The following is a 26,342-nucleotide window of genomic DNA, read 5'->3' as shown; positions in this document are numbered from 1 at the left end:
GAAAAACCTGAGCTTGCGCCGTCGGGCAAAGCATCAGATAGAGCCTCCTTGGAAGTAGCCGTTTTCGGTCGAGGAAGAGATGAGACGAGCGCTTGCCATAGTGATGATGCTACTCTTGCCGACGTCGCTGAACGCCGGATCAACGATTGTGGGCGCTGGCTCGCAATCTTGTACCGCCTGGCTGAATAGGAAGAAGAACTTAGTCGTAAAGGCAGCCTTTGAATCCTGGGTCGTGGGCTTCGTCAGCGGTCTAAACGTGAGTGCCGAGAGGGAAATTGTCGGTGGCGGCGATTTCTCCGCGATTGTTGTTTGGATGGACCGGCGTTGCAGATCTCAGTCTTCAGATCAGATTGGAGTCGCAGCTCTGGATCTAGCGATGGAATTGGCCGGCAACGCGGCGAAGCGCTAATCAGGCTGTTCGGCTAGGTTTACCCTCAACGATGCTGATGCCGTATTCCTCCAGGAGCTTTTCCGTATCCCAAATCTTCTCGGGAACGACTATTGGCTTGCCTGCTATTGCCGGATCATTCTGGTCGATCAGCTCTCCGGTTCGCTCCAAAAGGCGCCAGACATTGTTCCGGGCGCTCTTGTCGCCTTGAAGAGCCGCATTGTAGTTTTTCAAGAGGATAGCTACGGCTCGGGGGACCTTTTGCCGACGGCCATCTGTGGTGAGCATCACGGACTCCATTGCGAGCCGCTTAAAGATGGCGATCACGCTTTCCGTCGCGTTCCTGCAAGAGGCACGACGGGTTTGCCCGCAGTTCACTTTCGTACGTTCGGTCATTGTCGTTCATCCATTCTGCCGTCCATTCAATGTCTCCCTAGCTCATCCTGTCGTGCGCCTGCGGGACTTGAACGTTCGAACTGATAGCCTAAACGCGCTTCACGATAATGGGACCTGTGCTCTTCGGAGTGGCTCGCCGGATTAGTCCGGAGCGCTCCATGAGGTCGATAAACCTGTTAAACTCACGAGAATCTCCTGCCATCGCATCGTGAAGGATTCGGCGCACCATTAGTTCTCTTCGAGAGAGCGTGCTCCCGTCCTTTGTGCGTTGAACACCATCGAAGAGCTCCTTTAGGCTAATCCCATCGGGGCGCTTTGGACGGCCCTTAGGGTTTCCTGTTCTTCCCTTGGGAAATTGCGCATGCTTGGGCGGACGTTTGTACCCGATCTCGTAACCTGGCGAAGCACCATCGGGCTCTGTGGGCGTGATTGAATTGGCGTGGTCGTCCATGCGTCCTCGCGCTGGTTTGAGCTGGGAGACAAATAGCACGACCGAAGCAGACTCAGCGCTCACGACAATGCCGAGGGAATTCCGATAGCGCCGGCGTCTGGGTCGAAAGGCTCGGGTGGGCGCTTTGAAACCAAATGGATTAGGCCCCCCGGACTTCCGCCAGCTCCTCGAAGCTTTCCTGCATTGGATAAAGCCAGGCCTTCTTTCCAGTGTACTGCTCCCAACGCCGGACCGCGACATCGACGTAAGCGGGGTCAAGCTCGATGGCTCGCGCAATGCGGCCAGTCTTTTCCGCTGCAATCAGGATCGTCCCACTCCCACAGAAGGGATCAAGCACGATCTGACCGCGCTTGGAGCAGTCCTTCATGGCTTCGGCCACCATCGCCACGGGCTTCACAGTAGGATGAAGCTTCAGTTCGTCCATGCGACCGAGCCGCATGCTGCTCGCGCCTTCATAATCCCAGACATTGGTCCGATAGCGTCCGTGCTGACCCAGCTCGAAGGTATTGGTATGGGCAGCCGATCCGTTCTTCCAGACAAAGACCAGCTCATGCTTGGAGCGGTAGAACGACCCCATGCCGGCGTTCGTCTTGTTCCAAACGCAGAGGTTCTTGAGCTCCGGATAGTGCCGATCCCCTGCAAGCAACATTTCCCGCATATGCCGCCAGTCCATGCAGATCTGGTGGATCGAGCCGTCCTTCGAATAATGGCAAAGCAGCCGGAAGGCCTTGGAGAGGAACCGGGTGAATTCCTCCTCGCTCATCTCTCCTGAAGCCATCGCAAATTCGCGGTGCTTGATCGCCCCCAGCCCCGATACATTGCCGCCAATGCGAACATTGTACGGCGGATCGGTGAAAACGAAATCGGCCCGCTCGTCATCCATGAGAGTTTCGTAGACGGCGGGGTTCGTTGCATCACCGCAGAATAGAACGTGCTTACCCAGCCGCCATATGTCTCCGAGGCGACTCACGATGGGACTCTCACCACGGTCAGGAATGCGGTCTTCAGGCTGCTCCATGTCATCGTCGAAGTTTTCGATGATGCAGTCCACTTCGGCGGCTTCAAAACCGCTCAGATCGAGATCGAACCCCACCTCCGCCAGCTGCTTAAGTTCGATAGCAAGGATCGCGTTATCCCAGCCCGCCTTTTCAGCTACGCGATTGTCCGCAAGAACGTACGCCCGCTTATCCGTTTCGCTAAGATGCGAGAGGCGGACGCAGGGGACTGTCTTTAGGTTGAGCAGGCTTGCAGCCGCGAGGCGTCCATGGCCCGCAATCACCTGACCTGCATCATCGATAAGAATTGGATTGGTGAAGCCGAACCGTTCGATGCTCTGTGCGATCAGCTTGATCTGCTTTGCAGAATGGGTGCGCGCATTCCCCGCGTAAGGCTTCAAGGCTTCAATTGACATGTCCTCGATCTGCAAGGTTTTCTCCTGTTGAGTTCGCTCTGGGCGGATTGCCCCGGAGAGGTGTTTTTGCAGATCACGGCTCGCACTTCGCTCACGGAAATTGGCGGTTACGGTGCACGATCGGAAGGGCGCGAAAACTGGCGTTCAATCTCCGCATCGAAGTCCTCCGAATCCGTGCAGCGTTCTTCGGGGTGAAGGCGGCCGCCCTTCCAAGAGCTGTGATTATTGCGGAGGGTCGTCCAATCTATATTCGCCAGGCGCTTGCGTGCCCAAAATGCCAACAGCCGGTAGGCGCGTTCGCTGGTCGCGACATGATCGGTGGTGCGGTCCTGAACAGCTTGATGTGCCCTAAGCCGCCCGCACAGCCACGGATAGATCCTGTCGATCTGCTCGAGCGTAAAGTCCTGCTGTGCCGGATGGTTGGACGGGCGACCGCGGCGCTTGCGGGTGGGAAGCTCGTGTCGGACGGACCACGGCGGATCGTTGCGAAGCTGCTGCTGATCGAACGGAATGCCCATGCTCATTTCTCCTTGGGTTGGTCCGGAGAACGCTATCCCAAGATGGAGCTGCGGCAGAACGGGGCCGATGGCGTTGGTAAACGCTCAAAATCCGATATTGCGGATTCGGGGGGCCATGGGGGTAGCGGTCGAGTCCAATTGGCGAATGCAGAGGCCTCCTATTGCGTTTTCGGATTTTATCACAAGGGCGTGACAAGTATGGCCGGACTCCGACGTGAGAGGCAGATCCGAGATGACCCTGCTAGTTTGCGATCCTGCTGGTTTGGGATGACGAACCCCCGAGCGTTGGCAGGTCGGGAGCTCAGAAGGCCCTTGGGGCGTTTCTCCAAGGCCTACCCGAGTGGCTTCCCTGCTTTGGCTCCGCAGCTTCCCTGTTGCTGGACGGGAAATTCCCTGATCGCAGCTCGGAATTCCCTGTTATTTTCGACCACCCTGCATCTGGGAAGCGCGTAAGCCTCGGATAATCCGGGCGTTTTGCGCAAGTTTCGCCGGAACAGAACTTGTTTTTTGCAAAATATTCGCTGTTACCCGAACAAGGTCAGCTCTACCGCTCGTCCGCGATCACCTTGCCGTCGTTCGGCAGCGCGCCGGGTCTCACCAATTCAACCTCGCCTCCGAGCTTCGTCACTGCGCGCAAGGTGCCTGCAATCTCCTCGCGCAGCCCGTCGTTCGCGACCGCCGTCTCCGCTTTCAACGTCATTGCATCGGCCTCGCCCTGGCGCGTGACGACGAGGCGTAATCTTCCGAGCGCGGAATGGCGCTTGCTGATCTCGGCGACCTGCTCGGGGCGGACGAACATGCCCTTGACCTTGGTGGTCTGGTCGGCGCGGCCCATCCAGCCCTTGATGCGCATGTTGGTGCGCCCGCAGGGGCTGGTGCCCGGCATTGTCGCGGTGAGGTCGCCGAGCGCGAGCCGGATCCAGGGATGGTGCGGGTCCAGTGAGGTCACGACGATCTCGCCGACGTCGCCGGGCGCCACGGGATCGCCGGTCCCGGGCTGGACGATCTCCATGATCAGGTTCTCGTTCACGACCATGCCGTCGCGCGCAACGGTCTCGAAGGCGATGAGGCCGAGATCGGCGGTGCCGAAGGCTTGGTAGGCGTCGATGCCACGCCCCTTGATCTCCACCTGGAGCGAGGGCGGGAAGGCCGCGCCCGAGACCACCGCGCGCTTGATCGAGGAGACGTCGCGGCCCGAGCTTGCGGCAGCATCGAGCAAGATCTTCAGGAAATCCGGCGTGCCGCTGTAGCCGACGGGACGATAGGCCTCGATCAGCTCGAATTGCTGCTCGGTATTCCCTGGACCAGCCGGGATCACGGCGCAACCCAGCGCGCGGGCCGAGGCATCGAAGATGAAGCCGCCGGGGGTGAGATGGTAGCTGAAGGTGTTGAGCACGATGTCATCGGGCCGGAACCCGGCCGCGAACAGCGCCCGTGCGCCGCGCCAGGGGTCGGCCTGCCGCCCCTCCGGCTCGAAAATCGGCCCGGGGGAGGTGAAGAGGCGGGCGAACGAGCCGGGCGCCGCCGCGACGAACCCTCCGAAGGGCGTGGACGCCTTGTGGAGGGCCGGCAGTTCCGACTTGCGCAGCACCGGCAGGCCCGCCAGTGCCGCCCTGGAGGTCACGGTAGCCGGATCCACGCCTTTCAGCCGATCGGCATAGGCGGGCGCGGTCATCGCAGAGCGCAGCACGCCGGGCAGGCGGGCGAACAGATCGGCCTCGCGCGCGGCTTGCTCGCGCGTCTCGAGGGCGTCGTAATGGGCGGTCATGGCTGATCTTTCCGTGTTGGCATCCGTTGCGCACCGCCGCCGGCATGGGTATCAGACGGCCATGGACGAGGTTTGAAGAGGACGCGATGGCGGACGAGGGAATCAGTGCGGCGGACGAGGCGTCGGACGTCGTGCCGCGCCTGAAGCGCCGCATGATCGACGAGGCGCTGCCGTTGTGGTCGACGGTCGGCTGGGACCATGGCGCGGGTGGTTTCATCGATCGGCTGCATCGTGACGGCACGGCGGACAGCGCCGCGCCGCGGCGCGTGTTCGTGCAGGCCCGTCAGATCTGGTGCTACGCCAAGGCTGCGCAGATCGGCTGGTACCCTGAGGGGCGCGCCATCGCACTGAAGGGGCTCGAGCATCTGCTCGCCAAAGCAAAGGCGCCCGACGGCCGGCCGGGCTACGTGCACCGTCTGACGCCGGAGGGCGCGGTGCTGGACGCCCGCCGCGATGCCTACGACCACGCCTTCATCCTGTTTGCGCTCGCGACAGTCTACGCGCTCGACCAGGACGCACAAATTCGCGCAGAGATCGACGCGCTGCTCGCCTTCCTCGACGGTCATCTGCGCTCGCCGCACGGCGGCGTCCACGAAGGTCTTCCGGTTTCGCTGCCGCGCCGGCAGAACCCGCACATGCATCTGTTCGAGGCGATGATCGCGTGCTTTGACGCGACCCACGATTTGTCGTTCCAGAACCGCGCCGGCGAGTTCTTCGCACTGTTCCTCGCCAATCTCTACGACAAGCGGACGCGCGCGCTCGGCGAATATTTCGAGGAGGACTGGTCGAAGATCGCGCCGGTCAGCATCGAGCCCGGCCACCAGGCGGAATGGGTCTGGTTGCTGAAGGGGTTCGAACGCATCACGGGCTGCCCGACCGGACAGCGGCGCGCCGAGCTGCTGGTAACCGCGCTGCGCTATCGCGACGAGGCCACCGGCTGCCTGATCGACGAGGGTGACGACGCCGGCAACATTCGCCGCACTACGCGCCGGCTGTGGCCACAGACCGAGATCGCGAAGGCGTGGATCGCGCAGGCCGAATCCGGCGAGGCGGGCGCGGCGGACGAGGCGCGCATGGCTCTGGCGCGGCTCGAACGCCATTATCTCAGTCATCCCGTGCGGGGCGGCTGGTACGACCAGTTCGAGCGCGACGGCAAATCGCTGATCGACACCATTCCTGCGTCGTCGTTCTATCATGTTCTCTGCGCAGTCACGGAAGCGGAACAGGTATTGGATGGTTAAAGCCAGCGCTTGCGCCGCTTGAAGCTCTTGAGGTTCTTGAAGCTCTTGCGCTGGTCGCCGGCGCCGCCGAGGTAGAATTCCTTGACGTCCTCGTTGTCGCGCAATTCGTCCGCGGTGCCGTCGAGCACGACCTTGCCCTGCTCCATGATGTAGCCGTGGCTTGCCACCGACAGCGCAGCGCGGGCGTTCTGCTCGACCAGAAGAATGGTGACGCCGAGGTCACGGTTGATCTTGTGGATGATTGAGAACACCTCTTTCACCAGCAGCGGCGACAGGCCCATCGAGGGCTCGTCCATCAGGATCATCTTCGGGCGAGCCATCAGCGCGCGGCCGATCGCGAGCATCTGCTGCTCGCCGCCGGAGAGATAACCGGCAAGCCCGGTGCGCTCTTTCAGACGCGGGAAATAGTTGAAGACCATGTCGAGATCGGCGCCAACGTCGCGGTCCCGGCGGGTGAAGGCGCCGAGCTTGAGGTTTTCCAGCGAGGTCATGTCGGCGACGATGCGCCGGCCCTCCATCACCTGGAAGATGCCGCGGCGGACGATCTTGTCGGGGTCGATGCCATTGATCCGCTCGCCTTCGAACAAGATTTCGCCACGTGTGACTTCGCCGTCCTCGGTTTTGAGCAGCCCAGAGATCGCCTTCAGCGTCGTCGACTTGCCGGCGCCGTTGGCGCCGAGCAGCGCCACGATCGCGCCCTTGGGCACGTCGAGGCTGAGACCGCGCAGCACCAGGATGACGTCGTCATAGACGACCTCGATGTTGCGCACGGCAAGGAGAGGCGGTGCGGGTACGATGCCGGGGGAGGGACGAGCTGCTGCTTCGTGAATTTCGGTCATGCCTCGTACTCCGCTGTCGTCGCCCGGCTTGACCGGGCGACCCAGTATTCCAGAGACGCCTGAGACTCGCGGAGAGGCCCCGGCGTACTGGATCCCCCGCTCCAGTGCGCGCTGCGCACAAGGCGGGGGATGACATTTGTGTGTGAGGTGAGGGCTAAGCTCACCAGCCCAGCAATTCCGGCTTGCGCGGCAGCTCGACGGTCTTGACCTTCTCGAGCTTGATCGCGCCCTTGGCCATGAGGTCGTTGAGGTCGCCGTCGGTCGCGCCCGCAATCTTGGTGCGGTAGAGGTCGACCTTCAGCGTGCCGCGGTGGTCCTTATCGGTCCAGGTCGAGGGATTGCAGACACCTTCCATCCCGGCCGGCACCCAGTCCTTCTTCTGGTAGAAGCCCTTGGCGACGTTCTCGCCGGTGGCGCCGCCGTTCTTGGCGGCCCAATCGATCGCCTCCTTCATGTAAAGCGCCGAGCAGACCGCCGCGATGTAGTGCACGGGGCGATAGACCTTGCCGGTCGGGTCGGACATCTTCGAGATCTCCATCACCGTTTTCATGCCGGGGGCATCGCCGCCCCAGCTCACCGCCGTGCGCAGCGGGAAGATCACGCCGTCGGCGGCATCGCCCGCGGTCTTGGCGGCGTTCTCGTCCATGCCCCAGACATTGCCCATGAACTGGATGTCGACGCCGGCGGTCTTGCAGGCCTTCATCACCGAGATGTTGGACGCGGCGGTGTTGCCGAGATAGGCGTAGTTGGCGCCCGAGGATTTCAGGCTCAGGCACTGCGCGCTGTAGTCACCCGGCGCGAGCGCGAACACCAGCGGGGGCAGCACCTCGAAGCCGAGCTCCTGCGCCATGGCTTCGCCGGCGGCCTTCGGCGCGTTCGGATAAGGGTGGTTGGCCCCCATGTGGACGAATTTCGGCTTGCCGGACTTGCCCTTGGCCTTCCAGTCTTCGGCTGCCCACATTAGCATCGCGCGCAGCGAGTCCGAATAGCTCGGACCATAGAAGAAATTATAGGGCGCGGGCTTGGCCTTGCCGCTGACACCTTCGGGATCGGTGAGGGCGGCGGCGTAGGAGCCGGAGAGATCGGGGATCTTGTCTTGCGCGAGGAAGCCGGTCAGCGCCTCGGTGTCTGCCGTGCCCCAGCCCATGATCGCCGCGACCTTGGAGTCCGGCGCCGACCACTTCTTGTAGAGCGCGATCGCGCGCGGCACCTGGTAGCCATAGTCGTTGGTATCGACGTTGATCTGCTTGCCGCCTACGCCGCCGTTCTTGTTGACCCAGGCGAAGGTGTCGGCGACGGCTTGGCCGTAGGGCGTGCCGACGTCGGACGTGCCGCCGGAATAATCGGCGAGATGCCCGATCGCGATCTGCGCCTGCGCGCCTGACGAGAATGCGGCGATCGCCAGCGCAAGCGACGCGGTGCTCAAAAAGGATTTTGTCTTCATTGGTTGCCTCCTCCTGTTTATTTGTTGGTTAGAGAGTTGCCCGCGCTCAATGCGAGAACGGGTAGAGTTTCCAGTACGCCTTGATCTGTCGCCAGCGATGGGCGAGCCCGTCGGGCTCGAACATCAGGAACGCGATGATGATCACCCCGATCGCGATCTCGCGCAGGAAGGTGATGTTGTTGTTCAGCGACAGCGCCTTGTCGATCGCGCCGCCCTTCAGCGCCACGCTGAGGAACTCCATCGTCTCGGGCAGCAGCACCACGAACGCGGTACCCATCAGCGTGCCCATGATCGAACCGGTGCCGCCGATAATGATCATGGCGAGGAACAGGATCGAGCGTTCGATGCCGAAACCTTCTTGCGACACCACGAGCTGGTAGTGCGCATAGAGCGCGCCGGCGATGCCGGCGAAGAAGGCGGCGAGCCCAAATGACAGCGTGCGATACTTGGTGAGATTGATGCCCATGATCTCCGCGGAGAGATAATGGTCGCGGATCGCCACCAGCGCGCGGCCGTCGCGGGTGCGCATCAGATTGGTGACGAGGACGTAGCTTGCAACTACGTAGGCGAGTACGACGTAGAAATATTGCCTGTCGCCGCGCAGCGTGTAGCCGAAGATCGAGAACGGATTGGCGCTGGCCGGTACCGAGCCGCCGGTGAACCATTCGGCGCGGGAGAAGAAGTCGAGCAGGATGTATTGTGCCGCGAGTGTCGCGATCACAAGATAAAGCCCCTTCAGCCGCGCCGCTGGGATGCCGAAGATCAGCCCGACCAGCGCAGTGACGACGCCCGCGAGGGGGATCGCGAAGAACACCGGGATCGATGTGCTGTTGGAGATGTAGGCAGACGTGAAGGCGCCGAGCAGGAAGAAAGCGGCGTGGCCGATCGAGATCTGGCCGGTGAATCCGACCAGGATGTTCAGCCCCAGCGCAGCGATCGAGAAGATGCCGATCTGGATCAGGATGCTGAGCCAATAGCCGCCAAGAAATTGCGGCACGAGACACAGCGCCAGCACGCCAGCGATCGCAAAATTGCGGCTGGTGGCGGTCGGGAAGATCGTGGTGTCGGCCGCGTAAGAGGTGCGGAAATCACCAGCAGGGATGAGGGCGGGGCCGGCCATGGATCAGATCCGTTCGATGTCGTGGGTGCCGAACAGGCCGTAGGGCTTGATCATCAGCACGATGATGAGGACGTAGAACGGCGCGATCTCGTAGAGATTGCCCCAGTGAAGGTATTCGCTGTCGACATATTGCGCGATGTTCTCGAGTAATCCGATGATGATGCCGCCGAGCACGGCACCGCCGACGGAATCGAGCCCGCCGAGGATCGCAGCCGGAAACACTTTAATGCCGTAGGCGGCAAGGCCCGAGGATACGCCGTTCACGACCGCGACGACGACGCCCGCCACCGCTGACACCGTTGCGGAGATCGCCCAGGCCATCGCGAACACGCTTTTCACGGAAATGCCGAGCGATTGCGCGACCTGCTGGTTGAACGCAGTGGCGCGCATCGCAAGACCGTACTTTGACGCGCGGAAGAACCAGGCCATGCCAATCATCATCGCGATCGAGACGACGAGGCTCATGACATAGACGGTCTGGATCTGAAGCCCGAGCAGGCTGACGGACTGGCTCTCGAACACGCGCGGGAACGGCTGCGGATTGACGCCGAACATCCATTTGAGCGTCGCCTGCAGCACGGTCGAGAGGCCGATCGTCACCATGATGACCGAGATGATGGGTTCGCCGATCATCGGTCGCAGGATCAGGACCTGCACCGCGATGCCGAACACGAACATGAACACCAACGTCATCGGCATGCCGATCCAGAACGGCACCTGGTATTTCGCGAGCAGCGTCCAGCACACCCAGGCGCCCACAAGCAAGAGCTCGCCCTGCGCGAAATTGACGACCTGGCTAGCCTTGTAGATCAGCACAAACGACATCGCGACCACGCCATAGAGCGTGCCGACCACGAGGCCGTTGACCAGGAGCTGAATGAGGAAGGCGGTGTTCATGAAGTGGTGCTCGCTGACAAATCCGGCGCGCTCTTCCCCTCTCCCCCTGTGGGAGAGGGTGGCTTCGCGAAGCGAAGACGGGTGAGGGGTTGGCTCGGCAGGGGAGGTGCGGAGAGAGGACCCCTCACCCGAGTGAGGATGTGGTGGATAGCGGAGATGCCCTCTCCCACAAGGGGAGAGGGCGCATCGGCCAGCATCGCGGTCTTGCTTCGAAACAGACTCACTCCGCCGCCTCCGCCATGTGCCCGTGGCCACCCAGGTCCACAACCCTCAGCGTTGTACGTACGCGCTGCGTGCTGCCGTCCTGGAAACGGATCACGGTGTCCACCGGGATGTCGGCCTGGCCGCGGTAGATTGCGTCGATGATGCCTTCGTATTTCTCGTTGATGACGCTGCGGCGCACTTTCCGCGTGCGGGTGAGTTCGCCATCGTCGGCGTCGAGCTCCTTGTAGAGCAGCAGGAAACGGGAGATGCGCTGCGCCGGCGGCAGAGTGGCGTTGACGGTCTCGACTTCCTTCTTGAGCAGCGCATAAACCTCGGGCCGCGAGGCCAGGTCGCTGTAGGTCGTAAACGAGAGCCGGTTCTTCTCCGCCCATTTCGAGATGATGGAGTAGCGGATGCAGATCATTGCGGCGAGCGCGTCCCGGCCTGCGCCGAGCACCACGGCTTCCGCGATATAAGGCGAGAACTTCAACTTGTTCTCGATGAATTGCGGCGAGAAGCGCTCGCCGCGCGAGGTCTCGGCGAGATCCTTGATGCGATCGATGACCACGAGCTGGCGATTCGCGTTGAAATAGCCGGCGTCACCGGACAGCATCCAGCCATCCCTGAGGTCAGCGACGCTCGCCTCCGGGTTCTTGTAGTAGCCGAGGAACATGTTGGGATGCCGCACCACGATTTCGCCGACGCCGTGAACGTCGGCATTGTCGATGCGGATTTCGACGCTGTCGGCCATCGGCACGCCGGTGGTGTCGGGATCGACCTTGCCCGCGGGATGCAGCGTGTAGGCCCCCAGCAGCTCGGTCTGGCCGTAGAGCGTACGTAGCGGCACGCCCATGGCCTGGAAGAACTTGAAGGTCTCGGGCCCGAGTGCCGCGCCGCCGGTTGCGGCTGAACGCAGGCGGGTGAAGCCGAGGCGGTCGCGCAATGCACGGAACAGGATCGCGTCGGCAAAGCCGGAACGCTCGCCCTGTTCGAGCGCGGCAAGCCCGCTCTTCATGCCGATGTCGAACAGGCTCTGCTTGAAGGGCGTTGCGTCCATCACCCTGGCGCGGACGTCGGCGGCGATCGATTCCCACACGCGCGGCGCAAACAGGACAAACGTCGGCGCGATCTCGCGCAGATCGTTCATCATGGTCTCGGGCTCTTCGACGAAGTTGATCTTCATCCGGCACAAGAGACCTTTGCCGAGTACATAGACCTGTTCCATGATCCAGGGCAGCGGCAGCACCGACACGTACTCGTCATCCGGCCCTTTCGGGTCGAAAGCGAGATAGGTCGCGCAATGGCCGAGCACGCGGCCGGCGGCGAGCATTGCGAGCTTTGGATGCGAGGTGGTGCCTGATGTCGTGCAGAGGATCGCGACGTTCTCGCCCTTGGTCGCGTCCACCAGCCGGTCGTAAAGTTCCGGCTCGCGCGTAGCCCGCGCCCGGCCGAGTTCGGCAAACGTCTCCGCTGACATCAAGCGCGGATCGTCGTATTTCCGCATGCCGCGCGGATCGGAATAGATGATGTGCTTCAGCTTTGGGACGCGGTCGGCCAGCGTAAGCAGCTTGTCGACCTGCTCCTCGTCCTCGGCGAAAACGAGCTGCGCCTCGCCATAATTGAGGAGATAAGAGGCTTCCTCGTCGAGCACGTCGCGATAGAGCCCGAGGCTCAAGCCTCCGATCGCGTGGGTTGCTATTTCCGCCGCGACCCAGTCCGGCCGGTTGTCGCCGATGATGCCGACGACATCTTCGCGCCCAAGGCCCAGTTCGATCAGGCCGAGCGCGAAATCGCGCACCCGGCTCTGGTAGGCGTTCCAGGTGAAGGGGCGCCACAGCCCGAGATCCTTCTCGCGCAACGCGATCTCATTGCCGTACTCCTTCGCATTGAGCCGAAGCATCTTCGGATAGGTATCGGCCTGCGCGACGCGGCCTGCGTAATCCATCATGCCGCGCTCTCCTGCGCCGGCGGAGCATCGTCAGGATCGACCAGCACCTCGTCCTCTTCGCCGAGATAGGCGCGCCTGACGTGGGGATCGGCGAGCACGGCGGCCGGATCGCCTTCGGCGATCTTGCGGCCGAAATCCAGCACCATGACGCGGTGGGAGATGTCCATCACCACGCCCATGTCGTGCTCGATCATCACCACGGTCATGCCGAACTCTTCGTTGAGATCGACGATGTAGCGGGCCATGTCCTCCTTCTCCTCGAAATTCATGCCGGCCATCGGCTCGTCGAGGAGAATGAGGCGCGGCTCCAGTGCCATGGCGCGGGCGAGCTCGACGCGTTTGCGCAGGCCATAGGAGAGGGTGCCGGCTTGCGCCTTTCGGACCGATTGGAGATCGAGGAAGTCGATGATCTCCTCGACCTTGCGACGGTGCTCGAGCTCTTCCTTGCGCGCGCCGGTGAGCCAGTACAGCGAGCCCGTGAGGAAATTGTTCTTCAGGAGGTGATGCCGGCCGACCATGATGTTGTCGAGCACGCTCATGTGGTGGAACAGCGCCAGGTTCTGGAAGGTGCGGCCGATGCCGAGCGAAGCGCGCGCGTTGGGCGTCAGGCCGGTGATGTCGCGGCCCTGGTAGAACAGCTGGCCTTCGGTCGGCTTGTAGCGGCCGGAAATACAGTTCACGATCGAGGTCTTGCCGGCACCGTTGGGGCCGATGATCGAGAACAGCTCGCCTTCCCTGATGGCGAAGCCGACGTCGGTCAGCGCACGGACGCCGCCGAATCGCAAGGACACGCCGCGCACTTCAAGACTGGTAGCCACCAAACAGATCCCTCCCCGTGATGGCGCATTCAGTGGCGCTCTTCATCCGTTCTGTCGGGCGATCCTAGTACGACCGTGCCGGTGAGGCCATGCAGCAGATGGTCTCGACCGGAGCCGCGCCGCTCTCGTTCCCGTTTGGGATCAAAAGCCGCATCGCCCGAGGTGGTCCTCAATAGGGGAAAGCGCTATTTTGAAATGTCTCCCGCCTGACAATTCTGCGACAAAAGTTTTCGGGTGGGAGCAACCTCCGTTTTTCGTCGGATGGTAGTCAAAACGGTCATGCTGCATTGCAGCATAACAGGAGTGACGAACGGTGCGGCTGGCTTCGGGATCATGATTTCAGAGGATCAACTGAAGCGCGTCGCTGCCTGGTCGCGCGAGCTCACGCAAGCGGAGATCGCGGTCGCTCGTGCCGGGATCACGGAGCGGTCCTACGGCACCGGCGAGACCGTCTTCATGCGCGGCGACACGTTCGACTATTGGGCCGGCATGGTCTTTGGGCTTGCCCGGATGGGCGGGGTCTCGCGCGACGGCAAGGAGACGAGTCTTGCCGGGCTGACGGCGGGGGCCTGGTTCGGCGAGGGTAGCGTGCTCAAGAACGAGCCGCGCCGCTATGACGTGGTCGCGCTGCGCAACAGCCGCGTCGCACTGATGGAACGCAGCGCCTTCATGTGGCTGTTCGAGAATAGCGTCGGTTTCAACCGCTTCCTGGTGCGCCAGCTCAACGAGCGGCTCGGCCAGTTCATCGGCATGCTCGAGGTCAACCGCACGCTGGATGCCACTGCGCGGCTTGCTCGCAGCATCGCCTCGCTGTTCAATCCGATCCTCTATCCGGAATCCACCGCGCATCTGGAGATCACCCAGGAGGAGATCGGCGCGCTTTCCGGCATGTCCCGCCAGAATGCCAACCGCGCGCTGAACCGGCTGGAGAAAGAGGGCTTGCTCCGGCTGGAGTATGGCGGCGTCACGATCCTCGATATCGAGCGGTTGCGCGGTTACGGGGACTAGAGTTCCTCGTTCGTCATCGCGTATTGGCGGGGGCGTGCACCGGCCAGAGGTCGGCACGCCAGCGCACGGCGATCGCCATCATTGCGATGAACCCCGAGACGGCATAGAGCGAGCCCGTCGCGGTATAGCCGATGATGTCGATCAGGCTGCCGGCCGCGAGGAGCCCGATCGGCAGGCCGTAGATCACCATCATGCGCACGCCCATGACGCGGCCGCGAAGATGTGCGCTGGCCGTCCGCATCAGGATCACGGCAGCCGATATCATCGACATGCTCTGGGCGATGCCGGCGAGCACAAGGCAGGCCATCGCCACCGGCATGGTCCTGATCTCGACGAACACCAGCAGCATGGCGTACCAGGCCAGCGTCGCGCCGATCAGGAGCCGGGCAATGCGCACTCCGCTGACGAGGCTGAGCGTGATGGAGCCGATCAGCGAGCCGACGGCGAAGCTCGCGGAGAGATAACCGAGGCCGGTCTGGTCGGTATGAAAGATGTCCCGTGCGATGTAGGGCAGCAATCCGCCGGTGAAGGGAAATGCGGTCAGGTTGGCGAGGAAGGCGACGCACAGCGCCGCGCGCATTCCCGGTCCATTCCAGGCGTAGACGATCCCTTCCTTCAAATCGCCCAGCAATCTCGAAACAGCGCGGCTGTCTGCCGGAAGATCAGTTGTGGCAATGGTCCGTTCCGGCCGGGTCAGGCAGAGCATGAGCAGCGCGGCCACGAAATAGAGGCAGACGATCACCACGTAAACGAGGCCAATGCCGAGGACCGCGAACAGTCCGGCGCCTGTCAATGCGCCGGCGATGCGCGCGCTGTCCTGGGTCGTGCGCGCAACGCTGATGGCGCCCACCAGTTGCTCGGCCGGCATGATCTCGGCAAGCAGCGCGCCGCGAACGCCGAGGTCCGAAGGGCGAATCAGGCCCATGATTGCGACGATGATCATGACGCCTGGCGGGGTCAGGTGACCGGTCAGTGCCAGAGTCATGATGGTCGACGCGAGCACCATATAGGCAAGACGCATCGCGACCAGGAGATCGCGATGACCCATGCGGTCGCCGATCATGCCGAACACCGGCGCCACCAATGTCCCGACGAACTGGAGCGATGCAAGCACGGTGAGCAGCAGCACTGAGCCGGTCTCGACCATGATGTACCAGCCGAGCACCAGCGTCTCGATCTCGAATGCCCAGGAGGTGAGCAGATCGGACGGCCACTGGAAACGATAATTGCGGATACGAAACGGCGCGAGCGCGGAGGGGCGTGCGGGTGTGCTCAAGGCGCGATGGCGCGTATCACGGCGATTCCCTTGCCTTGTTGTTTCTTCTTCTGTGCGAGACCGTAGCGCCGGTGACGCTTGTGTCAATCGGGGGCAGCTGCAGGCCGCTCCCGCGCTCTGCTCCTAGCTCGCAGCGGTTCTCGATTTCCGCTCCAGGAGCGCAGTGGCCATCGCCGAGATCAGCGGCCGCATGAAGTAGGCTTCATCGGCAGGCGAGACGTCTGTGCGCAAACCATGCGCGGTGAGCTCGCCCGAGACCGCCGGCCCGACCGACGCGATCAGCGTCCGCTCGAGGCCCGCGCGCAGCTTCGCCTCGCTGCCATGGGCTCTCGCAGCTTCGATGAGCCGGCGGACCTGGCCAAGATTGGTCAGCGCGATCGAATCGATTCGCCCTTCGGCCATGTCGTCGATCGCGGTGACGATGTTGGCATCCGCCGCCTTGGAATCGTAAGCATAAGGTAGCACGGCATCGACCTCGGCACCTTGCGCGGCAAGCGCATCGGTCAGCGCATTGTGATCCTTGTCGGGATAGAGCTGAAGGCCGAGGCGGTGCCCCTTCAGATCGAGCTTGGCGAGCATCTCGATCACGCCCTCGGTGGTCGGCTTGTCCGTGGTCTGCTGCGCCTCGAGTCCGATTTCGCGCAGTGCCTTGCCGGGCTTGGGGCCGCGGGTGAATTTTCTTGATCTGGCAAGCGCCGCCATGAGAGCCTGGTCGAGCCCTCGCGCGATGGCGAGCTTCATGATCCGCCGCAGCCCTTCGCCGGTCATCAACACGAGGTCGTCGAAGGGCTTGTCGATGGCGCGCCGGATCCAGGCCTCGACCGGGGCGGGGTCCGGTGCATCCTGGATGGTGAACATCGGGCATTGCACGACCTCGGCGCCTTGCTCGGCCAGCAGCTTCGAAAACTGCGCCTCCTCGCGCGTTTCCAGGATCAGGATGCGGGTGCCGTTCAAGCGGTCGGCCATGAGCCTACTCCGGTCAGTCAAAGCAATGGTGCGTTCATCCTGACTCCACGGTCGGGATTGGCGCAAGGGTGGGGTCGGTGATAGAGCAGGGCGCAAATCGCGGCTCGTTCCGCTGCCGCTGCCCAAACCTTCATCAAGGCCCATTGTTTCAAAGACCATGCCCGATCATCAATATGTCCTGACCCTGTCCTGTCCGGATCGTCCCGGCATCGTCTCGGCGGTGTCGACCTTCCTGGCGAATTCCGGACAGAACATCCTCGACGCCCAACAGTTCGACGACACCGAGACCAACAAGTTCTTCATGCGGGTGGTGTTCACCGCCGCCGATCTCGCCGTGGAGCTGTCGGCGCTCCAGACCGGCTTTGCCGCAATCGCCGAGCGTTTCGGCATGGAATGGCAGATGCGCGATCGGGCCGCGCATCGCAAGGTGATGCTGCTGGTGTCGAAGTCCGATCACTGCCTGGTCGACATCCTCTATCGCTGGCGGACCGGCGAGCTGCCGATGACTTTGGCCGCAATCGTCTCCAACCATCCGCGCGAAGTCTATGACGGGCTCGATTTCGGCGGGGTTCCGTTCCACTATCTGCCTGTTACGAGAGAGACCAAGCGCGAGCAGGAGGCGCAGATCCTCGATCTCGTCGCCAAGACCGGGACCGATCTCGTCGTGCTTGCCCGCTATATGCAGATATTGTCCGACGACCTCTCGGCAAATCTGTCGGGACGCTGCATCAACATCCATCACTCGTTCCTGCCGGGTTTCAAAGGCGCAAAACCCTATCACCAGGCCCATGAGCGTGGCGTCAAGCTGATCGGGGCCACCGCGCATTACGTCACGCGCGACCTCGACGAGGGCCCGATCATCGACCAGGACGTCGAGCGCATCAGCCATCGGGACACGCCTGAGGATCTCGTCCGCAAGGGCCGCGACATCGAGCGCCGCGTGCTGGCGCGCGCGATCCGCTACCATCTCAACGACCGCGTCATCCTCAACGGCCGCAAGACCGTGGTGTTCGTGGATTGATTTGCCTCACCTCTCGCCGCAAGCGTCGAGGGGCACGACTTAACGTACCGCCGTGCCGGACGCCGAGCCCGTTGCGCTCTTCTGCGCCTGCTCTTCCTTTTCCCGATCCGCTGCCGGCATCAGCCGCTTGCGCTCGCGCTCCTTCATGAAGGCATCGTATTGCGGCGTGCCCGCCCGCGGCGGGGCGTCCGCCGGCAAGCCGCCGGCCCATTGCGGGACGTAGTCGCCCATGCCGGACGAGAGCTTTTCGTTGACGGTGCCGCAGCCGGACAGGCCCGCGGAGAGCGCGAGGAGGATCAGGAGGGGACGGGCGGATCTGGGCATTGTACGGAGGCGAGGTCAGTCGTGTTGGACGCCAGGTCAGGCTGTCGTCGGGAGAGTAGCCTTCAACAGGTAAAATAGACTTATTCGAGGTAGGTAATTTGATACCGGAGTGTATCGACCCAGCCCTGCCGATGTTCAGATTCTGCAAACAAAAGACGAAATCCTCCATGCACCCGGCTGGCAGCGTTTCTAGACTGCGGCAAGGGCTCGCGACAAAGTCGCTCGGTCGGAGAGGGGGCTTTTTCGTTGACAGGTCCATTAATTTTGTACAATTGTACAAAAGAAAGCGATCGCAGTCACGATGCCGGACGTGACCCGATATCGCTTCTGGCCGACGGCAATCGGAACGCTTGGCTTGCGCCGAATGGTCGCCAAACGTCCGATTGACAATAAGGGCGCGGAAGACGCCATGTTGCGCGCGACATCACGCGTGCGTGAGCTCGACTTAAGGCAAGGACCGGGCACTCGGTCCGGCGCACAAGAGATCAGGAATGAAGGGGAGGGACATCTGATGTTCGAACGCAAAAAACTGTCTCGTAGGACTATTTGGGCCGCAGCAGCTACCGCCATCGCGGGCCTCGCTGCCATCGCTCCGGCCAAGGCCGAGGACAGCGTCAAGGTCGGCCTGATCCTGCCGATGACCGGCGGCCAGGCCTCGACCGGCAAGCAGATCGAGAACGCGATCAAGCTCTACATGCAGCAGAAGGGCGACACCGTCGCCGGCAAGAAAATCGAGATCATCCTCAAGGACGATGCTGCGATTCCGGACAAGACCAAGACTGCCGCGCAGGAGCTGATTGTCAACGACAAGGTCCATTTCATCGCCGGCTTCGGCGTGACGCCGGCCGCGCTCGCGGCGGCGCCGCTGGCCACGCAAGCCAAGATCCCGGAAGTCGTGATGGCGGCCGGCACCTCCATCATCACCGAGCGCTCGCCCTATATCGTGCGGACCAGCTTCACGCTGGCGCAGTCCTCGACCATCATCGCCGACTGGGCGGTGAAAAACGGCATCAAGAAGGTGGCGACCCTGACCTCGGACTATGCGCCGGGCAATGACGCGCTCAACTTCTTCAAGCAGAACTTCACCGCCGGTGGCGGCGAGGTGGTCGAAGAGGTGAAGACGCCGCTTGCCAATCCCGATTTCGCACCGTTCCTCCAGCGTATGAAGGATGCCAAGCCTGACGCGATCTTCGTGTTCGTGCCGGCCGGCCAGGGCGGCAACTTCATGAAGCAGTATGCCGAACGCGGACTCGACAAGGCGGGCATCAAGGTGATCGGACCGGGTGACGTGACCGACGACGACCTCCTCAACAATATGGGCGACGCCGTGCTGGGCACGGTCACCGCTCACCTCTATTCCGCGGCGCATCCCTCGCAGATGAATAAGGATTTCGTCGCGGCCTACAAGAAGGCGTACGGAAACCGGCCGGGCTTCATGGCGGTGAGCGGCTATGACGGCATTCACCTGATCTACGAAGCGCTGAAGAAGACCAATGGCGACACCGACGGCACCAAGCTGGTCGAAGCCATGAAGGGCCAGAAGTGGGAGAGCCCGCGCGGCCCGATCTCGATCGACCCCGAGACCCGCGACATCGTGCAGAACATCTACATCCGGAAGGTCGAGAAGGTCGACGGCGAGCTCTACAACGTCGAGTTCGCGACCTTCGAGGCCGTCAAGGATCTCGGCAAAACCAAGAAGTGACGCGCGAAAGCGCGTCATCCCCGAGCGCGCATTAGCACGCATCGGGGATCTCGCCCGCCACTCTCGTCATGCCCGGGCTTGACCCGGGCATCCACGCGAGAGCCGAACCAGGAACGTGGATGGCCGGGACAAGCCCGGCCATGACGCCCAACTCCAAGCTGAGACGATGACCTCAATCCTCACCAACCTGTTCGATGGCGTTGCCTACGGCATGCTGCTGTTCGTGCTGGCTTGCGGGCTCGCGGTCACGCTCGGCTTGATGAACTTCGTCAATCTTGCCCATGGCGCTTTCGCCATGGCCGGCGGCTATGTCTGCATGGTGCTGGTCAACCGGATGGGCTGGCCATTCTTCGCTGCGTTGCCGCTTGCCTTCGTCTCCTCTGCCGCGATCGGCATCGTGCTCGAGCGCACGCTGTACCGAAACCTCTATGCGCGCAGCCATCTCGACCAGGTGCTGTTCACGATCGGCCTCACGTTCATGTCGGTCGCGGCCGTCGATTACATCCAGGGCTCCTCGCGGGTCTTCATCAACTTGCCGGCTGCGCTCCAGGGCCAGTTCGACGTGTTCGGCGTCGGCATCGGCCGTTACCGGCTGATGATCATCGTGATCTGCGGACTGCTCACCATTGCTCTCCAGATGGTGCTCGCGAAGACGCGGTTCGGCAGCCGCCTGCGTGCCGCGGTCGACGATCCCCGCGCCGCGAGTGGTCTCGGCATCAACGTGCCGCAGGTGTTCGCCTTCACATTTGCTTTTGGCTGCGGCCTGGCCGGTCTCGGCGGCGCGCTGAGCGCCGAGATCCTCGGCCTCGACCCGTACTTTCCGCTGAAGTTCATGATCTACTTCCTGATCGTGGTCACCGTCGGCGGCTCGTCCTCGATCACCGGCCCGTTTCTGGCCTCGCTGCTGCTCGGCATCGGCGACGTCGCCGGCAAATATTACGTTCCGAAGATGGGACCTTTCGTGATCTACACCATGATGATCGTGATCCTGATCTGGCGCCCGAACGGTCTGTTCGGCCGCACGGCCGCGCGTTGAGTTCGCCGATGAGCGCCTCCTCCGACGTCGGCTATCACGCCCAGCGCCAGGCACGCTGGCATTATGGCGAGGCCGCTTTCTGGCTGATCGTGCTGGCCTGCGGCTTCGTATTTCCCACGCGTTATTTGATCATGACGGATATCCTGCGGCTGGCGCTGTTTGCGATGTCGCTCGATCTGGTCCTCGGCTATGCCGGCATCGTCTCGCTCGGCCATGCCGCCTTCTTCGGCGTCGGTGCTTACGCCGCCGGGCTTCTTGCGCTGCACGGGATCATCAACGAGCCCGTACTTGCGCTTGTCGTCGCCGGCCTTGTCGCGATGGTGCTCGGCTTCGCCACCAGCTTCCTGGTGATCCGCGGCGTCGACCTGACTCGGCTGATGGTCACGCTCGGCATCGCGCTGCTGCTGGAGGCGCTGGCCGAACGCTTCTCCAACATCACCGGCGGCACCGACGGCCTGCAGGGTATCGAGATGCAGCCGATTTTCGGTGAGATCCCGTTCGACATGTTCGGCAAGACCGGCTTCTTCTATTCGCTCGCCGTTCTGTTTTTGTTGTTCCTGTTCGCCCGCCGCGTCGTGCATTCGCCGTTCGGGCTGTCGTTGCGGGCGATCAAGAACAATCCAGTGCGCGCGGCCGCGATCGGCATTCCCGTCAACCGCCGCCTGATTGCGATCTACACGCTCGCGGCGTTCTATGCCGGCATCGCAGGCGCACTGTTCACCCAGACCACCGCGATCGCCTCGCTCGACGTGTTCGCCTTCGAGCGCTCGGCTGACCTGATGCTGGTGCTCGTCATCGGCGGCACCGGCTATCTCTATGGCGGGCTGATCGGCGCGGTGCTGTTCCGCATGCTGCAGGAGTTGTTCTCCACCATCACCCCGCAATACTGGCAGTTCTGGATCGGCCTCGTGCTGGTCGTGATTGTCCTGGTCGGCCGCCAGCGCCTGCATCGCTGGATGCTGTATGTGCCCAATCTGGTCATCAAGCAGATAGCCGGGCGCAAGGCCGTCGTCGCCGTGCCGGAAAGCGATGCATGACCATCGCGCTCGAAACCCAGAATCTCGAAAAGCAGTTCGGTGGTCTGCGCGTCACCCGCGACTTGTCGCTCAAAATCGAACAAGGCGCCCGCCACGCGCTGATCGGCCCGAACGGCGCCGGCAAGACCACGGTCATCAACCAGCTGACCGGCGTGCTCAAGCCGAACTCGGGCCGTATCCTGCTCGAAGGCCAGGACATCACCGATCTGCCCGTGCACAAGCGCGTGTTGCGCGGCTTGTCCCGTACCTTCCAGATCAACCAACTCTATCCCGACCTGACCCCGCTCGAGACCATCGGTCTCGCTGTCTCCGAGCGCCTCGGTCATGGCGGCGACTGGTGGCGGCGGATGGGCACGCGCAGCGACGTCAATGGCGAGATCGCGGACCTCCTGAGGCGTTTCCACCTGCTCGACGTCATGAACGAGCAGACCGTGACGCTGCCTTACGGCAAGCAGCGCCTGCTCGAGATCGCGGTCGCGATCGCCGCCAAGCCGCGCGTGCTGCTGCTGGACGAGCCCGCCGCCGGCGTGCCCGAGAGCGAGCGCCATGACATTCTCGCCGTCGTAGGCAGCCTGCCGCGCGACGTCACGGTGCTGCTGATCGAGCACGACATGGACCTCGTGTTCTCCTTCGCCGACCGCATTTCTGTTCTGGTCTCCGGTGCGCTGCTCACCGAGGGCCCGCCCGAGCAGGTCGCGCGCGACCCGCAGGTCAAGGCGGTCTATCTCGGCGAGGAGGCGGTCAATGTCTGACCTGCTCGCGATCGACTCCCTTCGCGCCGGTTACGGCGAGGCCGTGGTGCTGCCCAACATGTCCCTGCGTCTCGCCGAGGGCCAGGTGCTGGCGCTGTTGGGGCGCAACGGCACCGGCAAGACCACGCTGATCAACTCGATCGTCGGCGTCACCCGTCGCTTCTCCGGCACCGTCGGGCTGGCCGGCACCGACGTCACGACTTTGCGGCCGGACCAGCGGGCGCGCGCCGGGATCGGCTGGGTGCCGCAGGAGCGTAACATCTTCCGCTCGCTCACGGTGGAGGAGAACATGTCCGCAGTGGCCCAGCCCGGTCCCTGGACTGTCGAGAGGGTCTACGAGATGTTCCCGCGGCTGAAGGAGCGGCGGAGCAATTTTGGCAACCAGCTCTCCGGCGGCGAGCAGCAGATGCTGGCGATCGGCCGCGCGCTGACCCTCAATCCGAAAGTGCTTCTCCTTGACGAGCCGACCGAGGGCCTTGCCCCCATCATCGTCGAGGAGCTCTTGAAGGCGATCGGGACCATCACCCGGGCGGGCGGCATCTGCTCGATTATCGTCGAGCAGAATGCCCAAAAGATTCTGGGGCTGGCCGACCGTGTTGTGATATTGGAGCGCGGAACGATCGTCCACGACGCCCCGAGCGCCGCGCTGAAGGCCGACCCGTCGGTCCTCGAGCGCCACCTCGGCGTCGCAGGGGCGGCGGCCCACTAAAAATAACTGGGAGTAAGAAATGCAGCGAACCAAAGCCCCCTTCCGCGCCGACGAGGTCGGCAGCCTCCTGCGCCCCGCCAAGATCAAGGAAGCCCGCGCCAGGCTTGAGAAGGGCGAGATCTCGGCCGACGATCTGCGCAAGATCGAGGACATGGAGATCGAGAAGGTCGTGCATAAGCAGGCCTCGCTCGGCCTGAAGCTCGCTACCGACGGCGAATTCCGCCGCTCCTGGTGGCATTTCGATTTCCTGGCCAAGCTCACCGGCTGCGAAATGTTCCACCCCGACACCGGCATCCAGTTCGCCGGTGTCGAGACGCGGCACGACGCGGTCCGCGTGATCGGCAAGCTCGATTTCCCCGATGACCATCCGATGCTGGACCACTTCCGCTTCCTGAAGAAGGTCGCCGACCAGGCCCACGTCACCGCCAAGATGACGATCCCGTCGCCGGCGGTGCTGCATTTCCGTGGCGGCCGCAAGGCGATCTCCAAGGACGTTTATCCCGATCTCGACGCCTTCTACGAAGACCTCGGCAAGACCTACCGCAAGGCCGTGAAGGCGTTCTACGAGGCCGGCTGCCGCTACCTCCAGTTCGATGACACCGTGTGGGCCTATCTCTGCTCGCCGGACGAATTGCAGAAGGCGCGCGAGCGGGGCGACAATCCCGAGGGGCTCCAGCAGATCTATGCGCGCGTCATCAATTACGCGCTGGCGGAGAAGCCCGCCGACATGGTGGTGACGACGCATGTCTGCCGCGGCAATTTCCGTTCGACCTGGATTTCGTCAGGCGGCTATGAGCCGGTTGCCGAGACCATGCTCGCCGGCACCAATTACGACGGCTATTTCCTCGAATACGACAGCGACCGTGCCGGTGGCTTCGAGCCGCTGCGCTTCCTGCCCAAGGGCAACAAGGTCGTCGTGGTCGGCGTCATCACCTCGAAGTTCGGTGAACTCGAGAATAAGGAGGCCATCAAGCGCCGTCTCGAGGAAGCCGCCAAGTTCGCCCCGCTGGAGCAGCTTGCGCTTTCCCCGCAGTGCGGTTTTGCCTCGACGGAAGAGGGCAACGTCCTCTCCGAAGAGGAGCAGTGGGCCAAGCTCAGCCTCGCGGTGGAGATCGCAAAGGAAGTGTGGGGGCAATAAGCCTCTTTGCTCCGCTGTCATTCCCCGCGCAGGCGGGGAATCCAGTACGCCGCAGCTTCTCGGAGAATCGCTGACTTCTCGGCGTACTGGATCGCCCGGTCAAGCCGGGCGATGACAGCTGAGGGTGAGGCACACGACCCTCACTTCTCCGCCAGATAAACCTCGCCCAGCAGCGACGAGTTCGACCACGGCACCTGCTTGTTCTTCGTGGTCGACACCACCTCGGCCCGCACCCGCGTCAGCATCTGCTGCACTTCCAGCCCAGGCGTGCCGAGATGGCGGGAGAGCGCGGCGGAGAACGGCGAGTTGGCGCCTTCGCCGTCGAGCGCGACCTGGCCCGGCGCAGTGGCGAAAGCGATCAGCGTGCCGGCGCCGAGCGTCGCACCGGCTCCGAGGCTCGTTGGCGCTGCGAGGCCCGAGGCAGCTTCGATGGCGCGGCTGGTGCCGACTGATGCGACCTGCTGTGCCATCGGATTGTTGCGGCAGGCATCGAAGATCAAAATGTTGGTGCGGACCTGGTCGTCGAGGCCGGCCATGATCGTGTCCATGTCGATCATCGCGTCCGTCATCCTCGCGCCCGGCTTGAGTTCGACGTCGATGGGAATGAGATAGTTGCGACCGTCGACCTGCACGCCGTGGCCCGCATAATAGACCACCACGACCTGCGCCCGTGCCGCCTCCCGCAAGAAGTCACGCGTCATCTTCTGCATCGCCGCGCGGTCGAGATCGACGCCTTCCGATACTGTGAAGCCGATGTTGCGCAGGCTCTTCGCAACGGCGCGCGCGTCATTGGGCGGATTGGGCAGTGCCTTGACATGCGCATAGGCGCCATTGCCGATGATCAGCGCCATGCGCGTGCCGCGCGCGGCCGGAGCAGGCGAGGGGAGCGGCGCGGCACCCGTCTGCTGGGGAGCCGGTGCCTTTGCCGGCTCGATCGTCGTTGACGGCGCATCGCGCGGGATCGGTGCGCTTGCGTCGGTGATCAGCGACAGCCGCACCTTTGCCGTGGCCTGATTGGCCTTGCTGCCGGCATCGGACGCCGCGATCGCCAGCGTTGCCTTGTAGTCGTCGCTCGCGTGCGCGTAATCGCCTTTCGCCTCATAGGCCAGCGCGCGATGGGTGTAGCCCGAGATCAGCACGCTGTTCGGCGGCGTCATGATGTTGACCGGCGGCTTCTCCTTCGCGAGCCGAATCGCTTCGCTGCCGTCGGCAATCGCGCGATCGTAATCGCCTCTGACACGCCACATCGCGGTCCGGTTGATCAGCGGCTGCGGCAGCGTCGGGTCGAGCCGGATCGCCTGGTTGATGTCGGTCAGAGCGCCGTCGAGATCGCCAAGAGCCTCCTTCGCGATGCCGCGGTTCTGGTACGAGAATGCCGATCTAGGGTCGGCATTGATCGACATGTCGTAGTCGGCGATCGCCTTGGCGTAATCGCCTTTGCCGCGCCAGGCATTGCCGCGATTGTGGAAGATGATGCCGCTGGGCGGGCCCAGCTTCAGCGCGTCGTCGAAATCGGCGATCGCGATCTCGTATTCGCCTCTGTCGTAGTAGGCCGATCCCCTGAGATTATAGGCCGCCTGGTTCGGCTGAAGCCGGATCGTTTCCGTGGCGTCGGTGATGACCTTTGGGTAGTCGCCCTTCTTATTCCAGCCCACCGCGCGCCAGAAGTAGACCGTCGCGAGCTGCTCGCCTTTGAACACCTTCAGCGCGATGATCTTGCTGCAGGCGTCGATCATCTGGTCCGCCGGCGTGGTGTCGGTGGTGCAGAGCGGCCCAAGCTGGTTGCGCGCCTGCGCAAATGCGGGCGCCGACCCCTGGGTTGCGGCGAGCAGGCAGAGCGCGACGAGCAGGCGACGCATTGGCGGTGGTCCCGGTGAGGAGGGGCGTCTGTTTGTTGCCCGGCAAGGGAAGGTGGTTCACGGCCTCCTTG

Annotated in this window: 25 protein-coding genes; 10 read left to right on the top strand and 15 right to left on the bottom strand. The window is 63.1% G+C overall.

Annotation, left to right across the window (positions count from 1 at the left end; translation table 11 throughout):
- Nucleotides 1-79 precede the first annotated feature (79 nt).
- Nucleotides 80-409, top strand: coding sequence for a hypothetical protein (locus tag BRA1417_RS0130490; RefSeq protein ID WP_027519034.1), 330 nt, complete (start codon nt 80-82; stop codon nt 407-409).
- Here the strand turns inward: BRA1417_RS0130490 and BRA1417_RS0130485 are convergent, their stop codons facing one another.
- The 5 genes from BRA1417_RS0130485 to BRA1417_RS0130470 all read right to left on the bottom strand — a co-directional run bounded on the left by BRA1417_RS0130485 (nt 410) and on the right by BRA1417_RS0130470 (nt 4,932).
- Complete coding sequence (locus tag BRA1417_RS0130485; protein ID WP_027519033.1) at nt 410-784, bottom strand: hypothetical protein; 375 nt, start codon at nt 782-784, stop codon at nt 410-412.
- 88 nt (nt 785-872) lie between these two features.
- Nucleotides 873-1,235, bottom strand: coding sequence for a DUF5681 domain-containing protein (locus BRA1417_RS46065; protein WP_256379203.1), 363 nt, complete (start codon nt 1,233-1,235; stop codon nt 873-875).
- A 139-nt stretch (nt 1,236-1,374) separates the two neighbouring features.
- The gene (locus tag BRA1417_RS0130480) at nt 1,375-2,661 is read right to left on the bottom strand and encodes a DNA methyltransferase (protein ID WP_245286286.1); all 1,287 of its coding nucleotides are present in this window, start codon (nt 2,659-2,661) and stop codon (nt 1,375-1,377) included.
- A 92-nt stretch (nt 2,662-2,753) separates the two neighbouring features.
- Nucleotides 2,754-3,164 (bottom strand): hypothetical protein, encoded by a 411-nt coding sequence (locus BRA1417_RS0130475; RefSeq protein WP_156948986.1) that lies wholly within the window; start codon nt 3,162-3,164, stop codon nt 2,754-2,756.
- Between the two features lie 544 nt (nt 3,165-3,708).
- The gene (locus BRA1417_RS0130470; protein ID WP_027519030.1) at nt 3,709-4,932 is read right to left on the bottom strand and encodes a phenylacetate--CoA ligase family protein; all 1,224 of its coding nucleotides are present in this window, start codon (nt 4,930-4,932) and stop codon (nt 3,709-3,711) included.
- Nucleotides 4,933-5,018: 86 nt separating this feature from the next.
- Here BRA1417_RS0130470 and BRA1417_RS0130465 point away from each other — a divergent pair, with 86 nt between their 5' ends.
- Complete coding sequence (locus BRA1417_RS0130465; RefSeq protein WP_027519029.1) at nt 5,019-6,173, top strand: AGE family epimerase/isomerase; 1,155 nt, start codon at nt 5,019-5,021, stop codon at nt 6,171-6,173.
- On the opposite strand, the gene BRA1417_RS0130460 is transcribed toward BRA1417_RS0130465, so the two are convergent.
- The 6 genes from BRA1417_RS0130460 to BRA1417_RS0130435 all read right to left on the bottom strand — a co-directional run bounded on the left by BRA1417_RS0130460 (nt 6,170) and on the right by BRA1417_RS0130435 (nt 13,443).
- Nucleotides 6,170-7,012 (bottom strand): ABC transporter ATP-binding protein, encoded by an 843-nt coding sequence (locus BRA1417_RS0130460; RefSeq protein WP_027519028.1) that lies wholly within the window; start codon nt 7,010-7,012, stop codon nt 6,170-6,172. The two genes, BRA1417_RS0130465 and BRA1417_RS0130460, sit on opposite strands and share 4 nt — an antisense overlap.
- A 160-nt stretch (nt 7,013-7,172) precedes the next feature.
- Complete coding sequence (locus BRA1417_RS0130455; RefSeq protein WP_027519027.1) at nt 7,173-8,456, bottom strand: ABC transporter substrate-binding protein; 1,284 nt, start codon at nt 8,454-8,456, stop codon at nt 7,173-7,175.
- Nucleotides 8,457-8,502: 46 nt separating this feature from the next.
- Nucleotides 8,503-9,576: a branched-chain amino acid ABC transporter permease gene (locus BRA1417_RS0130450; protein ID WP_027519026.1), complete on the bottom strand. Its 1,074-nt coding sequence runs from the start codon at nt 9,574-9,576 to the stop codon at nt 8,503-8,505.
- A 3-nt stretch (nt 9,577-9,579) separates the two neighbouring features.
- Nucleotides 9,580-10,473, bottom strand: a complete 894-nt coding sequence (locus BRA1417_RS0130445) for a branched-chain amino acid ABC transporter permease (protein WP_027519025.1) — start codon at nt 10,471-10,473, stop codon at nt 9,580-9,582.
- 220 nt (nt 10,474-10,693) lie between these two features.
- A complete protein-coding gene (locus BRA1417_RS0130440; RefSeq protein WP_027519024.1) occupies nt 10,694-12,625 on the bottom strand; it encodes a long-chain fatty acid--CoA ligase in 1,932 nt (643 codons plus the stop codon).
- Nucleotides 12,622-13,443 (bottom strand): ABC transporter ATP-binding protein, encoded by an 822-nt coding sequence (locus BRA1417_RS0130435; RefSeq protein WP_027519023.1) that lies wholly within the window; start codon nt 13,441-13,443, stop codon nt 12,622-12,624. The genes BRA1417_RS0130440 and BRA1417_RS0130435 overlap by 4 nt, the downstream gene beginning before the upstream one ends.
- Nucleotides 13,444-13,776: 333 nt before the next feature.
- On the opposite strand from BRA1417_RS0130435, the gene BRA1417_RS0130430 reads away from it, so the two are divergent.
- The gene (locus BRA1417_RS0130430; protein ID WP_027519022.1) at nt 13,777-14,451 is read left to right on the top strand and encodes a Crp/Fnr family transcriptional regulator; all 675 of its coding nucleotides are present in this window, start codon (nt 13,777-13,779) and stop codon (nt 14,449-14,451) included.
- Nucleotides 14,452-14,464: 13 nt separating this feature from the next.
- On the opposite strand, the gene BRA1417_RS0130425 is transcribed toward BRA1417_RS0130430, so the two are convergent.
- The gene (locus BRA1417_RS0130425) at nt 14,465-15,727 is read right to left on the bottom strand and encodes an MFS transporter (RefSeq protein WP_027519021.1); all 1,263 of its coding nucleotides are present in this window, start codon (nt 15,725-15,727) and stop codon (nt 14,465-14,467) included.
- Between the two features lie 123 nt (nt 15,728-15,850).
- A complete protein-coding gene (locus BRA1417_RS0130420; protein ID WP_027519020.1) occupies nt 15,851-16,693 on the bottom strand; it encodes a uroporphyrinogen-III synthase in 843 nt (280 codons plus the stop codon).
- A 157-nt stretch (nt 16,694-16,850) separates the two neighbouring features.
- Here BRA1417_RS0130420 and purU point away from each other — a divergent pair, with 157 nt between their 5' ends.
- A complete protein-coding gene (gene purU / locus BRA1417_RS0130415) occupies nt 16,851-17,714 on the top strand; it encodes a formyltetrahydrofolate deformylase (protein ID WP_027519019.1) in 864 nt (287 codons plus the stop codon).
- Nucleotides 17,715-17,753: 39 nt separating this feature from the next.
- Here the strand turns inward: purU and BRA1417_RS0130410 are convergent, their stop codons facing one another.
- Complete coding sequence (locus BRA1417_RS0130410; RefSeq protein ID WP_027519018.1) at nt 17,754-18,038, bottom strand: hypothetical protein; 285 nt, start codon at nt 18,036-18,038, stop codon at nt 17,754-17,756.
- 511 nt (nt 18,039-18,549) lie between these two features.
- On the opposite strand from BRA1417_RS0130410, the gene BRA1417_RS0130405 reads away from it, so the two are divergent.
- The 6 genes from BRA1417_RS0130405 to BRA1417_RS0130380 all read left to right on the top strand — a co-directional run bounded on the left by BRA1417_RS0130405 (nt 18,550) and on the right by BRA1417_RS0130380 (nt 24,412).
- Nucleotides 18,550-19,740: an ABC transporter substrate-binding protein gene (locus tag BRA1417_RS0130405; RefSeq protein WP_027519017.1), complete on the top strand. Its 1,191-nt coding sequence runs from the start codon at nt 18,550-18,552 to the stop codon at nt 19,738-19,740.
- Between the two features lie 166 nt (nt 19,741-19,906).
- Nucleotides 19,907-20,776, top strand: a complete 870-nt coding sequence (locus BRA1417_RS0130400) for a branched-chain amino acid ABC transporter permease (RefSeq protein ID WP_027519016.1) — start codon at nt 19,907-19,909, stop codon at nt 20,774-20,776.
- Between the two features lie 8 nt (nt 20,777-20,784).
- Nucleotides 20,785-21,813: a branched-chain amino acid ABC transporter permease gene (locus tag BRA1417_RS0130395; protein WP_027519015.1), complete on the top strand. Its 1,029-nt coding sequence runs from the start codon at nt 20,785-20,787 to the stop codon at nt 21,811-21,813.
- Entirely contained in the window at nt 21,810-22,565 is a 756-nt protein-coding gene (locus tag BRA1417_RS0130390; protein WP_027519014.1) for an ABC transporter ATP-binding protein, read from the top strand. Before BRA1417_RS0130395 ends, BRA1417_RS0130390 begins: the two co-directional genes overlap by 4 nt.
- Complete coding sequence (locus BRA1417_RS0130385; protein WP_027519013.1) at nt 22,558-23,274, top strand: ABC transporter ATP-binding protein; 717 nt, start codon at nt 22,558-22,560, stop codon at nt 23,272-23,274. Before BRA1417_RS0130390 ends, BRA1417_RS0130385 begins: the two co-directional genes overlap by 8 nt.
- A gap of 19 nt (nt 23,275-23,293) precedes the next feature.
- On the top strand, nt 23,294-24,412 hold the full coding sequence (locus BRA1417_RS0130380; protein WP_027519012.1) for a cobalamin-independent methionine synthase II family protein: 1,119 nt from the start codon (nt 23,294-23,296) through the stop codon (nt 24,410-24,412).
- A gap of 140 nt (nt 24,413-24,552) precedes the next feature.
- Here the strand turns inward: BRA1417_RS0130380 and BRA1417_RS0130375 are convergent, their stop codons facing one another.
- The gene (locus BRA1417_RS0130375) at nt 24,553-26,271 is read right to left on the bottom strand and encodes a caspase family protein (RefSeq protein WP_027519011.1); all 1,719 of its coding nucleotides are present in this window, start codon (nt 26,269-26,271) and stop codon (nt 24,553-24,555) included.
- Nucleotides 26,272-26,342: the final 71 nt, after the last annotated feature.

The organism is Bradyrhizobium sp. WSM1417 (assembly GCF_000515415.1).
GTDB lineage: Bacteria > Pseudomonadota > Alphaproteobacteria > Rhizobiales > Xanthobacteraceae > Bradyrhizobium.
The sequence above is the reverse complement of the archived record's forward strand: the minus strand, read 5'-3'. Positions and strand labels throughout refer to the sequence as shown.